Here is a 14443-nt window from a genome sequence, read left to right as displayed (position 1 = left end):
AGGTGGGACCGTCCAATAGCGGGCAGCTCCCGCCGCTATCTCGGCCTCCGAACAAAGAAGGACTGTTCCAGGAAGCTCTCTCACGTTGCCGAAGTGACGATCGCCTCGCCACTCCGTGCCAGGCGCCCGGACACCAGCCCGAACTCGAGGGCCTCATCGAGGCGGGCTCCGATCGCGGCGGTGACGCGCTTGCCACCGAAGATGGTGAGGGTCTCGCGACGGAGTTCGTCGGGCGAGAGGCCGGCGGACTCCTCCGCTGCGATCGCCATCGCGTTCGCGATCTCCACCAGGGAGATGTGCTCGATCGCACGAGCCGCTTCGGCCGACGACTGACGCGCACCGCGCCACGTGAGTAGGTCGATCGACGTCGGCCAGGCGAACGGCTCGTCGGAGCGACCCAGCAACTCGGCCGGGACCTTGTCGAGGATCGACTTCGCCCGCGAACCCGCCACCCGGTCGAGACCGAACGCACCCGCGACCAGCTTCGCCAGACGCGTCACATGGATCGGCCCCTCGGCCTCAACCGCAGCACGGATCGCACCCTGCACCGCGACGACCGACTGACGCCCCGGCAAGCGATCGAGCACCTCGATCCCGCCCAGCGTGGGTGCATCCCAGGGCTGATACTCGGACAACTCCGGGTGGCGCGCGGAGGGGTCCGCCACCGGCACCGCCTCGAGGGACTGCGCCGAACCGACCTTGCGGTCGCGGAACTCCGACAGGGTCTCCAGTGACGCCAGCCGCTCCGACCACTCCCGCACTCGGGCGCTGCGAGCGGCCGCGGGCGCATCCGAATCCTCGCCAGTGACGTCCGCATCATCGGTAGCCGACGCATCGGCCGCATCCGACTCCGCACCAGCCGACGCTTCCGCCGCTGCACTCCCCGCAGCCACCCGCTCGGCAGCAGCCTCCACCGCCGCGACCAGCCGGTCCAGCACCTCCTCGCGGTGGTGCAACCACTCCGGCAACCACACGCGCTCGACGCCCGGCCACCGCATCAGGCCGCTCAGCACCTCGACCGGCAGTCCGTCGCGGTCTGCGACCGTCCGACGCTCACGCCACGACGCCCCGTCGAGCAGCACCGCCACCAGCGGTCGGTCCGGCTCCGCCTCCGTCGCGATGCCGATGTCGACGCGGAAGTCCGACAGCCCGACATCCGTCCGCACCGCGTGCCCGGCGTACCGGAGTTCGTCGGCGATCTCGTCGCGGTGGCGGTCGATGATCGCCTGACGACGACCATCCTCACCCGCGGCCTCGCTCCCGCGCTGCGCCAGCTCGAGATACGCCTTCAGGTGCTTGATGCCGATCGACGAGGTCTGCTCGGCCCGCAGCTCCGAGGGGTCGAAGCTCGCGAACAACACCACCTGTCGCCGCGCCCTCGTCACCGCGACGTTCAACCGTCGCTCTCCGCCAGCGCGCGTGAGCGGCCCGAAGTTCAACGGGATCACGCCCTTCTCGTTCGCACTGAACGCGATCGAGAACAGGATCGTGTCGCGCTCGTCGCCCTGCACGTTCTCCAGGTTCTTGACGAACAGCCCGTCCTGCTCGTCGAGCGCCAGCGCGATCCGCGGGTCGGCGCTGTCGCGCAGCAGATCCTCGATCAGCGTCCGCTGCTGCGCGTTGAAGGTGATGACCCCGAGCGACGGCGTCTCCTCCGGCGATGCTTCGAAGCGGCGCGAGATCTCCTCGACGATCGCCTGCGCCTCCACCGGGTTGGTCCGCAACGACTTGCCGCGGCCGCCCCGCTCGAACTGCCCGTCGAGTCGCACGAACGCCAGCCCGTGACCCGCGACCCCACCGTCGCCCGCACCCGCGAACGGCGCCGGGAACGACGACAACTGGCTGTCGTAGTAGTGGTGGTTCGAGAACGCGATGAGCGACTCGTCCTGGCTGCGGTAGTGCCACGACAGCCACTTGCTCGGCACCCGCGCCTGCACGCACTCGGAGAGGATCGACTCCTCGTCCTGTAGCACCTCGCTCGTGTAGTCGGCGTCGTCGTCGATCGTCGCGCCGGCCTCGGCGAACGTCGTCGGCGGCATCTGCTTGCTGTCGCCCACGACCACGACCGAGCGAGAACGCCCCATCGCCCCGATCGCGTCGGCGACGCGGATCTGCGACGCCTCGTCGAACACGACGATGTCGAACAGCTCGGCAGCCGCCGGGAAGAACCGCGCGACCGACTCCGGGCTCGCGAGCGTGCACGGCATGATCTGCGTGATGAGCTCGCCGAAGTTCTCGAGCAGCGCGCGGACGCTCATGCCGCCGCGCTGGCGGTCGATCTGGCGACGCAGCCCGCCGACCTGACCGCTCTCCGACTGGGAGCTGAAGGTCCGCAGCCCGAGCACCGACGCCGGGATCGCCCGCGGCAGCTCCTCGCGCACGGCCTTCACGCTCGTGGTGAAGCGGGTGACGCTGCGGTTGTGGGCGGTGGCGTCGAAGGCGTCGAGCGTGGTGGTGCGCTCGCGCTCGTCGATCGACGCCTGCGCGAGGCCCTTCTCGAAGGCGAGTGTCGCGTCCTCGGTCTCGATGCGACCGGCGAGGATCGCGGCGCGGACGTCGTCGAGTCCGTGGGTGCGGAGTGGTTCGATGACCCGCACGAGGTCGAGCCAGCGTTCCAGGACGACGGGCTCGGCCGCATCGAGACGGCGTGCATCGCGCGTCGACCACCAGGCCTGCAGGAAGCCCTCGCCACCCGACCACGCCGACAGGCGCTCGGTGCTGACGGCCGCGGTGCGCAGGAAGTCGCTCCAGGTGCTCGCGAGCGTCGTCAGCGCCTGGGCCGCCTGCTGCGACGGCTGGGTCGTGGCGTAGTGGTCGCGGACCGCGGTGATGAACGCGTCATCGGGCGTGCCGGGGAGCCGGAAGCCCTCCGACAGCCAGCGGTACCAGCCGAGCAGTTCGCGGACGGGCTGGGTCGGCTCGACGAGCGGGTTCCAACGGTCGCCGACGAGCGGCAGAGCGGTCGAGCGGAGCGTGCCGCGGAGCTGGACGAGACGATCCTGCGCCGCCTTCGCCTCGGTGAGCTGCGGGACAAGCTGCTTGACCTTGAACGAGGTCGCGTCGACGGCGAGGACGTCACTCAGCTGGGCGAGCGCTGCCCGGAGCCGCTTCTTGCGACCGAAGAAGCTCGACGCCGCGGCCTGCTCAGCGGCGTGGAGGGGGCCGGCGATGTCGCGATCGAGGATGGTGGGCGTGAAGGTCGAGCGCCACTCGGCCTGGGCGTCGCGGAGCTGTTCGGCGGCGGCGAGGGCGTCGTCGAGCCGGACGAAGTCCTGAGGCCGAGTCCCGGCCATGAGCGCGCCGATCGGCAGGCGTGGTGCGGCGACCGCGGTCGACCAGAGGCCGAGGAGGTCGGGGCGCGTCGCGAGACGCAGGGCGTCCATCGGGAGGCCGGCGTCGAGCGTCGTCGCCAGAGCTGCGTCCAGCGCTCGGCCAGCATGCTGCACGGTCGCGGCGTCGAGCCCGGGAGCCGACGGACCGTCGAGGAACGCCCACGGGTGGGTCGTGCTCGGGCGGGCGAGGTCGGAACGCTCGGGGAGGTCGCGGAACACCTGCCGCAGCTCCTCGAAGGCCTCGGGCGTGCCGGCGGCGACGAGCTGCTCGGGGATCGCCATCGGGACGAGGTCGTGGTCCATCGCGAGCAGGCGACTCCGTGCGGAGTACAGGGAGAAGCCGGCGGCGTTGACCTCGTGGAGGCGGTCGGCGTAGCGGGTGAGGGTGCGGAGGCCGGACTCGGACAGCTCGCGGTTGGTGCTCAGCGCGTCGACGTCGGCCTTGGTGCGGAGGTCGAGGCCGGTCTTGATCTGCGCGCGGACGACGTTTGGCCGCGCACCCTTGTCGTGGAGGTCGAGCGAGAACGCGCCGAGTCCGACGTCTTCGAGTCGCTGCTTGACGACGTTGAGCGCCGCACGCTTCTCGGCGACGAAGAGGACCTTCTTGCCCTCGGCGAGCGAGCGGGCGAGGAGGTTGGTGATGGTCTGCGACTTGCCGGTGCCGGGAGGGCCTTCGAGCACGAAGGTGCGGCCGGCGACCGCCTCGGCGACGGCGTCGAGCTGCGAGGAGTCGGCGGCGACCGGGCAGTCGAGGCCGAGGCGGTCGAGGTCGGTGTCGGTCTGTGCGGGCGTCGGGTCGGCGTAGGCCTCGAGCGGCGAGTTGATGAGGTGGTCGACGAGGCTGTTGCTGGCGAGGGTCTCCCAGTTCTCGTCGAGGTCCTTCCACAGCCGGTACTTCGCGAACTGGAGGATCGACAGCGACGCCGTCTCCTCCACGCGGAACGGGAGGCCGGCATCGAGGATCGCCTGACGCACCGCGGTGAACGCGGCCGGGAGGTCGATGCCGGAGCCGTCCTCGACGGGGTTGGCGAGCCCCGGGATCTCGAGGCCGAAGCTCAGCCGCAGCTTCTCGAGCAGGCAGTAGTTGGGGGTGGAGGAGCCCGACTCGTCGAGGGTGAGGCGGTAGGAGGAGCCGCGGCTCGTGGTCGTGAGCGTGACGGGCACGAGCACGAGGGGCGAGCGGAGGTCGCGGTCGCCGAAGCGCCAGCTCAGCATGCCGAACGCGAGGTAGAGGTTGTTGGCGCCGGTCTCCTCGACGATCGTCTTCGCCTTGTAGGCGAGGGCGCGGAGCTTCGTCGGGTAGGCGGCTTCGGTGACGTCGATGAAGGCGCTTTTCTTGTCCTCGAGGAAGGTGATGCGGTCGCTTTCGTCAAGGTCGCGGCCGAAGCGGATGCCGCGCTGCTGGTCGATCGTCGCGACGCTGTCGGAGGCGACGAGGGTGAGCGGGGTGCCGTGGTTGATGCTGTCCTCGAGGCGGCCGAGGGCCGGGCCGGGGACGGCGAGCTCGAAGCCGGAACGGTCGGTGTAGTTGATGAGCTTGTTGCGGAGGCTGAGGTCGAGGAGGGCGTTCTTCCAGGTGGAGACGCGTTTCGGGACGTCGGGGCCGTGGCCCGCGGCGGCGGATTCGGCGGTGGCCGGGGCGTCCTGCGTGAGGGCGCGGGCTTCGGGTGCCTGGTAGAGGGTGACGATGGGTTCGCCCTCGGCGCCTACGCGGCGGCTCGGCAGTGGGTAGATCTTGCGGAGGCGGGCCTGGACGACGTCGGTGATGCCGATGAAGTCGTCGAGTGAGCCGGCGAGGTGGTCGGTGTGGGGCCGGCGGGAAGCCTCGGCGAAGGTGGCGGAGGTGCCGGTGAGCATGGTGGTCTCGACGACGCCGATGCGGCCGAGTTCGAGGGAGTTGACGGCTTCCGAGACGTCGGTGCTGGCGACGACGTCGAGGGTGGTCTGGACACGCCAGTAGCCGAGGAAGATGTGGTCCTTGAGGAGCCAGAGCAGGGGGTGGATGCCGATGGCTTCGAGGACGGACGCGAGCAGGATGGTGGTGTCGAGGCAGGTGCCGAGGTGGCTGGTGAGGACTTCCTCGGGGGTGCGGACCTTCTGGCCGCTCTGACCCCAGCTGGCGGGCGGTTCGGCGTAGCGGATGTCGCGGGCGCGGGCGGCGTCCCACACGGCGGCGACGATGGCGTCGATGCGGGCGGGGTCGTCGAGTTGGTAGGTGGCGAGGGAGCTGTTGCCGGTCTGTTTCTCGAGGAGGTCGGAGACTTCGAGCATGAGCTCACTGACGACGAGGGCGTTGGGCTGCACGTGGGCGGCGAGGAGTTCGAGGCCGAGCTGCACGGGTGCGGCGATCCACTGGTTGGACGCGAGCACGGTGACGGAGCTCTCGACGGTGCCGAGCTGGGTGCCGGCGGCGTCGCGGACAGTGACGCGGATGACGCCGGGGCGCTGTTCTTCGACAAGGAGCATGCGGCGTGGGTCGAGGAGGACCTCGGGGCTGCGGAGGAGGGTGGTGCGGTCTTCGCCGAGGTCGGCGAGGAGCACCTTGGTGTCGGCGAGGGCGCCGTCGGCGGTGAAGACGTCGATCTCGACGGACGCCGCCCGGCGTTCCCCGCCGTGGTTCTCGAGGACGACCTCGTCGATCACCGCGATGCTGCAGTGCGCCATCGCGTAGCTGAGCGTCGGCGTCGCGCTGACGCGGATGGAGACGGGGGCTTCGGACAATGAACCTTCGGTGCTCTGCTGAGGGTCCGCTTCGCGATCGTCGGCCAACCCTGTCGACGCAATCGCTCCGGTCCCTGAGCCTGTCGAAGGGCCCATTTCGCCACCGTCAGCCATCCCGCCCCACGCATCCGGCTCGATCCTTGAGCCCACCCCACCGGTCCCTGAGCCTGTCGAAGGGCCCAACACCTGCCCCTTCAACTCCCCCACAACCGCAGCCTGCTCCGCAGCCCCAACGCTCTCCAACAGCAACTGCATCGAGTCCAACGCCCGGTACGCCGACTGCTCCGTGAATCCCGCGTTGTGAGCCCATGCGTTCCGAACCTCCCGAAGCTCACTCGCATACCCACGAGCACTCCGCGACAGCAGGCGGTCGAACAGGTACCCCAGCTCACCGACCCGCTCAGTCATCGCCCGAAGCATCAGTGAAACGTCGGTCGCCGAGTACCGCCCGTGCCCGATCCCGGCCGCGCGGTCCTTTTCCTCGATGATCCGAGTCCACTCGACACCGGGCACCGCATCGGCGAACGCACCCTGGACGACGGGGCGGAGCCCCAACCCAAGCTGCTCGAGCCCCTGGCCGACGGAGGAGTTGAGTTCAGAAGCGTCCACGTGTGGGCCTTTCATCGGGGTGATACCTGGCGGTCGGGCTGGTCCGACAGACGGCTGCAACTGAACTGTTCCATCGCGCGTTGAAGGCCAGCGCGGTGCTACCAAAACAGCCCTGAGGAAGTCTGCCGCGCGCGCCTGTACGAACCCTAACGACGGGCAACGACACAGAAGGATGCCAGAGGAACGTCAAACAGACTGTCATGCCGGTCGATGGGCGCATCGCGCTCACCGTCGATCTGGCATCACAAGCCGAACATGCCCCGCACCTGCGGACTGTGACGGTCGCCCCAGGGAGGCGGACTAGCGATCACTCAACAACGAAATCAACAACGTCATGAGCCTTCGGCGTAGCGAGCAGGATGCCATGCGCGCGAAGGAGAGCCACCAGGTCAGGGGTGGGACGTCTAGGCAGAAGAATGACAGGTGTGGCTTCGATCTTGTGCGTCTTCGCTAGCGCAACGTAGTCGAGCACTTGCCCGATGGCCAACCGAACGTATGGGCGAGCCTCAGATTTTTTCGCCTCCACGATCCACTTACGACTCTTCACGTAGTGGTCCGGCTTGATAGCCGTCGCGCCTGTCCGGAGCGTCAAGTCGGTCGGCGGTGTTTCGTTTGCTTCCAACCAATGCGAGAAGGCCACTTGCAAACGAAACTCTTCGCGCGTCACGATCTGCTCGGTGTCGTAGGCAAGCTCGCCCCGGGGTCGACTCGAGGAAAGTATCAAATCGTCAGTCGACGGGGCAGTCCAGGCGTGTTCGCTATACGGAGGCCGAGAGCCCTTCGTATCGCTACCCGTTCTCTTGACGAAGCTCGTGGCTTTTTCCGATGCTTGGCGCCAATCTGGGCCGGGCGCTGTGCGTTCAAGTAGGTCGAGCAGCGCCGCACCCGCGACATCAGAAAGACGAAACAGGTAGCCCTGGTTGACCCGGCCAGATTTTTGGAACGGCGAGTTTGGATGGCGCTCGGCCTGGCGAGTGAGCAAGTCAATCTCGTCCAGCCGAACGGGTGTCTCCGAGGCTTCGAAGGAAACAGGGATCTTCCGGCCCGCATCAGGCCAAGAATCGGTCTCGAAAGGCCGCTGTGCTTCGATTGCCGCTGTGCGAACTCGACTAACTCCTTGGATGCGCTGCTTCGCGTAGTGGAAGACAACATCGCCGGCACTAACGTCCGCCAGCGACTCCCAGTGGGAAACGCGACGCCCGTCTCCTCGTCTCAAGGGCGCCCACAAGAGCCCCAGGTCTCGCTCTGCTTCAAACGTATGCGTTTGGTTCACCCACCAATACCGACTAACCACTGCGTCCCCCGTCCACACATGACTAAAGCACATGAAGACGTCAGTCGTATCAAGGAGCCGCTCGACGAAACGAATGGGTCACGCCGAAAGGCGGATCTGAGGCACAGCGAGGTGTCTCAGCAAAGACGGCGAAATGATGGACTGATCGATCGCGGCCCGGCGTCGAATGGCACCTTGCTCAGCCAGGCCAGCGGCTAGCGCGTCTCTTGAATCCCGTCAGGACGAAGCAAATCTTCACCTGACGACAGGGCACGCCTCAAGTGCGACCTCAGTGCAGTATCACTCACGTACACGTACGTCCCCCGGATGCCGCGCGTGAGCAACACCGTGTAGATGTTCGTGACGTAGCGCAGAAGATCGTCGTCCGAGTAGGTCAGGCCGAGAGCCGGGTTGTTCTCCTTGCCCTTCTTGTCGAAGTAGGACTCTCGGTGGAAGACGATGCGGTTCGTCGCAGCGTCGTACCGCAGGTCTGGTCCGATGATCACTCCTGCGTAGTTCAGGTCGTATCCCTGAACGGTGTGGATCGAGCCGACCTCCTCGAGCGCCTTCGGCGACGCGATCCAGTCGGTCTGTGTGCCGTTCCATCGCATGGAGACATCGTCGATCACGATGTCGTAGGCATCTTTGTCGTTCTTCGTCTTCCACTCCCAGGCGTAGCCCGCGACCATTCGCGCGAGCCCGAACTCGGCGTCCCGCTTGCGGATCTCCTCCCGCATCTCAGCGAGGTCGTCGAACAACCTGAGGTCGTACTCGCCGAAGTCCGGTGCCAGCTCGATCTCTACCTGGTTTCCAAGGATGTTCCGGACGTAGTCCACGTAACCCGACCCCGCGCGCACGCGCATCTGCGAGGCGAGGCCGGCGTATCGATCAGCAGACTGCGCTCTGGCGACCAGCTGGTGCAGGTGCTCAGCGGGGACATCCGCGGGACGGACACTCTGTCCGGCGTCGAGCAGGAAGATCTGGTGCGCGCTCTTCGCTATGATCCAGTCGAGCTGCGTCTTCGACTTGTCGTCCGCGCCGAACAACTTGGTCGTGATCTCGCGGAACTGCTTGTTCTGTGCCGCGGATGGTTGGTTCGCACGCCGATTGAGGCGGTGCGCCTCGTCGACGACGAGGAGATCGAATTCTTCGTCGGATGCCCCGACATCGAACGCGGTCATCACCATGTCCGGGTGCAGGCCAGGCGTCTTGCGGAACACCTGCTTGATCGAAGCGCGCAATGACTGCTGTGGGACGACGATTCCGACCTTGAAACCCTGCAGCAGCTCACGGTGACCCTCGGTGAAGAACGACGAGAAGAGCGTGTCATCGTCAGGTTCGTCGAGGGCAGCTGAGCCTCGGATGTCAGCGATCAGTTTCAGGAGGTAGATCGCGACGACCGTCTTGCCGGTTCCGGGATCGCCCTGAACGACGGTCGTGCTTCGTTGCGACCGGGTGAGGTCTTCGAAGAGCCCCTCGAGGACGCCTTCGACAGCGATGGTCTGATCAGGTGTGAGCGCTTTGAACGGCGACAGCTTGAAGAGGTCGCTGTTCTCGATCTCGGGAAGGGATCGAGTGAAGACACCATCCGCCCTGAGTCGATCGAAGACGTCCTCGAAGGACTCGCGGTAACGGTCGCGATCGAAATAGTTGGCGTCGACGATGCCGTCATTTCGATTGAGCACCTGGTAGGCGCCGTCCCCGGCGAGCATGCGGATCAGGAAGGATTCGAGATCGAGACAGACCGACTTGTTGAAGGTCTCATCCACGATCACACGAAGACCGGTGAGATGTTCCTTCGCTGTGGACTCGAAGTGCTGACGCATGCGCGCAGCGACGTTGAGGGACTCACCAACGTAGACATCACGCTCGGCGGCGACTCCGGCCCGCTTCCGTCGCGGGGCCGAAGGAACGTTGGACGATCCGACCGGCCCATCCAACAGATACACGACCGGCCAATCGCTGAATCGGCGATCACCCGCCGCCCAGAGCTTTACCTCGGTCGATGTGAAGTCGAGACTCGTGATCTCAAAGTTCGTCATACTTCACAGACCGCCCCCGCGCCTTCTCCACCGGGTATTTCTCCCGCGTCCGTGCGAGCTTGTCGCGGACGATCGTCTCCGCATCGAGACCGAGCCGATCCGTCAACAACAGGCAATAGGTGAGGACATCGGCCAATTCATCGCGCACGCGACCGGTGTCGGCATCCGGTCCCCACTGGAAGCACTCGAGGAGCTCGGCCGCCTCGATGGAGATGCTCTTCGCAAGGTTCTCCGGCGTATGAAACTGTGCCCAATCACGTTCGGCTACGAAATCGGCGAGCTCGTCGCGCAGTGAGGGGTCCGCCATTCGGTCAATCTACCAGCGGCGATCAATGCGAGCGGTTGGCTATTGCGCGCCCGAATCGTCGAACGGCTCCGCTCGCTCCACATCCAACAGCGCATCCACCGACCCGACCTCGGCAACGAGCGCATCCCACCCACGCTCGCCCGCAACCGCGGCCTCGCCGTCCGTGAGTAGCCGCAGCGTCCGCACATGTCCGACCACTTGGCCGGCCTCGTTCCGGACCTCGTCGAACGACGCTCCCCAGCGCGACGGCGTCACCAGGAGCGCGGAGATCGCCGTCCCGGTGAGGAACGGCGTCCCGTTGCGCCACGGCGCGAGCACCGGTGGCACCCTGCGGTTGGTCGCGATCTCGTTGATGACGATGCGCAGCGCGACCATCGCCGCACCCTGCTGACCGTCGACGACCTCGACAGCGAGCTCGATCCGTTTGCCGGAGTCGGTCGCAAGCCGTGACACCCCTGAGGTGAGGATCGTCACCGGCCCGTCCTCCGGGCGCTTCTCGATCACCATCACCGACCCGCCGATGCGGTCCTTGAACACCACCGGGTCCAAGCCGAGGGCGTCGAAGATGTGGAGCGGGAAGGCGTCTTCGCCCGGAATGAGTGGGACATCGCTGCTCATGGGCCGAGCCTAACGAAGCGTGCGGACGTCCGGCAGACCGTCGCGAAGCAGAGCCCTCGCCGAGCTTCACCGGCACGACACCGCCGTCACCGGCGTTCCGTCCACCCCTGCCCCTGAACGCCTGCCCTCGGTACGGTGGAACCAACGCAGCAGAGAGGCACCACGCGCATGTCGTATTCGAATCAGCCGCCCGCCCAGAACCAGCCCTACCCGCTGCCGGTGCCCGGCCCGGCTCCGGTGAAGACCGGCAAGCGCGGCAACGGACTCGGCATCGCCGCCCTCATCGTCGGTGGGTTCGCGCTCATCGGTGCGTTCATCCCGATCCTGAACTACGTCGCCGGGTTCGTCGGACTCGTCGGCCTCGTGCTCGGCATCATCGCGCTGTGCCTCAAGAACCGCACGAAGGGCTTCGCCGTCGCCGGAACGATCATCTCGGCCATCGCGATCGTCCTGAGCGTCATCCTCGCGATCACCTACACGGCCGGGTTCGCCGGACTCATCAGCGACGCGGTCAAGACCGCCGAAGCGAAGTCATCCGAAGCCGCGAACAAGGAGATCTCGATCGTCTACGAGGTCAACGGCACCGCGACCGACGCCTCCATCACCTACTCCACCTACTCGGCCGGCAGCAGCAGCACCGAGCAGTCCTCCGGTCAGGCGCTCCCCTTCATCAAGGAGCTGACCGTGAAGGCCGGCCAGCAGTACGACTTCGCCTCCTACTCGCTCCAGGCGCAGAACGGAGCCGAGGACACCGGTTCGGTCAGCTGCAAGATCACCGTCGACGGCGACGTGGTCGCCGAGCAGACGTCGACGGGCGCGTATGCGACGGTGTCGTGCTCCGCATCGGGTGCCGATGGGGTGTCGGAAAACAAGTAGGGACATCGGGGTCTCGCAGCACGGTCCGGCTGCGATGTTGGCCGCGACCCCTGGAAACTGAGCAACCGAACCCACCGCGCGTCCGTGACTGCAAACGGGTCGCTACGCAGCGGTGACGGTCACGCAATTCGACGCGACGTCAGCCGATGTCGCGATCACCGTGTGGGAGTAGCCGCCAATAGCGAACGGTTCGGCGCATCACTGCACAGAGTCAGAATCCGTGCATCACGAAGCTGATGAAGAGCGCGACCAGCTGTGGCGCAAGATCAATCGTCAGGCGCGCCAGCACGGTACGGCTGACGATGTCGATGACACCTGCACCGATCAACAGGAGGATCTCGCGCTTTCTGAGCCGCAATCGACGCACAGGGGTACTGACGTGAGGCGTCGAATGCTCCGTGACAGCGTGGGGCATGGTTCTCCAATCGGTCATGACGATCGGGCCAGTGTGCCGCGACGAGAGCGTTCTTCCAAACCTTCTCTCACCTAGTCAAAATGACCCTGTCGGCTCAGTGAATCGCTCTGGCCGCGACGAACGCCGAGCGATGTCAAACGACGGCCCGGGAGGGTGCGGCGGAGAGCACCATCAGTACCGCAGCGGCCGGGCGATGGGCCCGGACCGAGCGCATCTCGAGTCCCGGTCAGCCCTTCGACAGGCTCAGGGACCGAAGGGTCAAGGACCGGCAGAGGGTGTGAGCGGGCCGCCCTTGGACAAGCTCAGGGACCGGTACCGGCTTCCGGAGACGCTCGCCGGCCTCGTCTCGGAGCTCGGCGAGCACGCCACCGCCGGCACCGCCCTCGACTCGGCCGAGCGCGGCGACATCGTGATCGTGACCATCCCGCTGTACGCGATCGACACCGTCCCCGTCGAGCCACTCGCGAGCAGGGGCGTCATCGACGCGAACAACCACTTCCCCGAACGCGACGGCCACATCGCCGAGCTCGACGAGGAGACCACCACTACGGCCGAGATGCTGCAAGCGCACCTCCCCGCGTAGGAATCGGTCGCGGACGATGGGAAGGCCTTCGTCGGTAGCCCGTAGCCGCACTCATGACAATGACGAGTATATTCGCCATAAAACGCTATACTGGCGACATCAGTCGTCTTTATTGGAGTCTCTCGTGCCACAGGACCATCCCGCCGCGGTACTGCGCGCCGCTCGCGAGGTCGGGCTGGACTTCGCGGGCTGGCGAAAGATCCTCGGGCTCACTGCCGCGCAGGTCGCAGACCGCGCCGACATCACTCGAGACACACTCCGCAAGCTTGAACACGGAGACCCTGGAGTCAGCTTCCATGTCGTGCTGCGCGTCGCACGCGCCCTCGGCGTGCTCGACACACTGACCCACTCGCTCGACCCCCTCGATACCGATCTCGGCCGCGCTCGCGCGAGCCAGCTCGAGCGGAAGCGCGTTCGATGACGCTCTACGACTCCGTAGAAGTGCATGTCGATATCTCAGGAACGACCCTCCTGGCAGGACGTGCCCAGTTCCATCGAAGCCGCGGCACGCTCACATCGACCACATTCCAGTACGACACGACCTACCTCGAGAACCCGACCGCATACGAGCTCGACCCCGCACTGCGGATGGTGTCAGGAACACAACAAACGCGCGGGTTGCCGGGAGCGTTCGCGGACGCGGCACCCGACCGCTGGGGCCGCAATCTCATCAAGAAGCGCGAACGGGCGCGTGCACGCGTGGAGAATCGCAGACCACGCGAGTTCGACGATGCCGACTTCCTCACAGAGGTGAGCGACCAGACTCGGCAGGGCGCTCTGCGGTTCCGGGCGACCACTGGAGACCGCCCTGAGTTCCTCAGCGCCGGACACGAGGTGCCGCGTCTCATCCGCCTGCCTGAGCTGCTTCGTGCCGCCGATGCGGCCGCGAACACGACCGAGGCCGACGATTTCGAAGCCGTGAAAGCGCTGCTCGCGGCAGGAACCGGGTCCCTGGGCGGAGCTCGACCGAAGTCAGCGGTGCTCGACGACACCGGCCGGCAGATGATCGCGAAGTTCCCCCACCAGCATGACGAATGGGACGTCATGGCGTGGGAGGCGACCGCTCTGGACCTCGCAGAGGCAGCCGGAGTGCGTGTTCCACGACGCCGTCTCATCCGCGTGGAGGGCCGCCATGTGCTCCTTCTCGACCGATTCGACCGCGATCCCGCGCGCATCGGCTACATGAGCGCGATGACGGTGCTGGAATTGCATGACGGAGACCAATCGGACTACTCGGACATCGCGGATCGCCTCGCGGAGGTCAGCGCGCAGGCCTCCGCAGACGCGCGCGAGCTGTTCCGCCGCGTCGCAATCAGCGTCGGACTGAACAACACGGACGATCACCTGCGCAATCACGGCTTCCTGCATGGCCGTGGCGGATGGTCACTCAGCCCCGCATTCGACGTGAACCCGAACCCGAATCCAGAAATGCGGCAGACGGCGATAGCCGGCGCGGACCTCCCCGCCGACCAAGCCGAGGGGCTCAAGGAACTCGCCCGGTTGTGCCGACTCTCTCCGGACGAAGCACGCACCATACGCAACGAGGTGGCTGAGGCGATCGCGGATTGGCGCGACGCGGCGCGGCGGAACGACATCACCACGGCCGAGTTCGGTCGATTCGAGGACTCGTTCTCGACCGGCCTGCAGTCGCTTCGGTCTGTGTGATG

General features: G+C 66.5%; 10 protein-coding genes and 1 pseudogene. 4 read left to right on the top strand and 7 right to left on the bottom strand.

The window, feature by feature from the left end:
* Positions 1 to 80: 80 nt before the first annotated feature.
* The 6 genes and pseudogenes from BIU99_RS00285 to BIU99_RS00265 all read right to left on the bottom strand — a co-directional run bounded on the left by BIU99_RS00285 (position 81) and on the right by BIU99_RS00265 (position 10902).
* A complete protein-coding gene (locus BIU99_RS00285) occupies positions 81 to 6053 on the bottom strand; it encodes a DUF4011 domain-containing protein (protein ID WP_254773537.1) in 5973 nt (1990 codons plus the stop codon).
* 240 nt (positions 6054 to 6293) lie between these two features.
* Positions 6294 to 6677: pseudogene (locus BIU99_RS20375) on the bottom strand (Swt1 family HEPN domain-containing protein); the annotation flags it as partial.
* A gap of 292 nt (positions 6678 to 6969) precedes the next feature.
* Positions 6970 to 7644 (bottom strand): hypothetical protein, encoded by a 675-nt coding sequence (locus tag BIU99_RS19565; protein ID WP_139205286.1) that lies wholly within the window; start codon positions 7642 to 7644, stop codon positions 6970 to 6972.
* Between the two features lie 506 nt (positions 7645 to 8150).
* On the bottom strand, positions 8151 to 9977 hold the full coding sequence (locus BIU99_RS00275) for a DUF2075 domain-containing protein (protein ID WP_071258519.1): 1827 nt from the start codon (positions 9975 to 9977) through the stop codon (positions 8151 to 8153).
* Entirely contained in the window at positions 9964 to 10284 is a 321-nt protein-coding gene (locus tag BIU99_RS00270) for a nucleotide pyrophosphohydrolase (RefSeq protein ID WP_071258516.1), read from the bottom strand. Before BIU99_RS00270 ends, BIU99_RS00275 begins: the two co-directional genes overlap by 14 nt.
* Positions 10285 to 10323: 39 nt before the next feature.
* Positions 10324 to 10902, bottom strand: coding sequence for a suppressor of fused domain protein (locus tag BIU99_RS00265; protein ID WP_071258513.1), 579 nt, complete (start codon positions 10900 to 10902; stop codon positions 10324 to 10326).
* 168 nt (positions 10903 to 11070) lie between these two features.
* Here BIU99_RS00265 and BIU99_RS00260 point away from each other — a divergent pair, with 168 nt between their 5' ends.
* Positions 11071 to 11778 carry an MmpS family transport accessory protein gene (locus BIU99_RS00260; protein ID WP_083397095.1) on the top strand — a complete coding sequence of 236 codons (708 nt, stop codon included), beginning with the start codon at positions 11071 to 11073 and terminating at the stop codon, positions 11776 to 11778.
* A gap of 211 nt (positions 11779 to 11989) precedes the next feature.
* On the opposite strand, the gene BIU99_RS00255 is transcribed toward BIU99_RS00260, so the two are convergent.
* On the bottom strand, positions 11990 to 12193 hold the full coding sequence (locus BIU99_RS00255; protein ID WP_139205285.1) for a hypothetical protein: 204 nt from the start codon (positions 12191 to 12193) through the stop codon (positions 11990 to 11992).
* A 292-nt stretch (positions 12194 to 12485) separates the two neighbouring features.
* Between BIU99_RS00255 and BIU99_RS00250 the strand changes: the two genes are divergently transcribed.
* The 3 genes from BIU99_RS00250 to BIU99_RS00240 all read left to right on the top strand — a co-directional run bounded on the left by BIU99_RS00250 (position 12486) and on the right by BIU99_RS00240 (position 14441).
* The gene (locus BIU99_RS00250) at positions 12486 to 12776 is read left to right on the top strand and encodes an NAD(P)-binding domain-containing protein (RefSeq protein ID WP_071258507.1); all 291 of its coding nucleotides are present in this window, start codon (positions 12486 to 12488) and stop codon (positions 12774 to 12776) included.
* A gap of 124 nt (positions 12777 to 12900) precedes the next feature.
* Entirely contained in the window at positions 12901 to 13197 is a 297-nt protein-coding gene (locus BIU99_RS19215) for a helix-turn-helix domain-containing protein (protein ID WP_079003393.1), read from the top strand.
* A complete protein-coding gene (locus BIU99_RS00240; protein WP_071258502.1) occupies positions 13194 to 14441 on the top strand; it encodes a type II toxin-antitoxin system HipA family toxin in 1248 nt (415 codons plus the stop codon). Before BIU99_RS19215 ends, BIU99_RS00240 begins: the two co-directional genes overlap by 4 nt.
* The last annotated feature ends 2 nt before the right edge of the window (positions 14442 to 14443 follow it).

It is taken from the genome of Plantibacter sp. MMLR14_011, assembly GCF_001865025.1.
In the GTDB taxonomy this organism is placed as follows: domain Bacteria; phylum Actinomycetota; class Actinomycetes; order Actinomycetales; family Microbacteriaceae; genus Plantibacter; species Plantibacter flavus_A.
The sequence above is the reverse complement of the archived record's forward strand: the minus strand, read 5'-3'. Positions and strand labels throughout refer to the sequence as shown.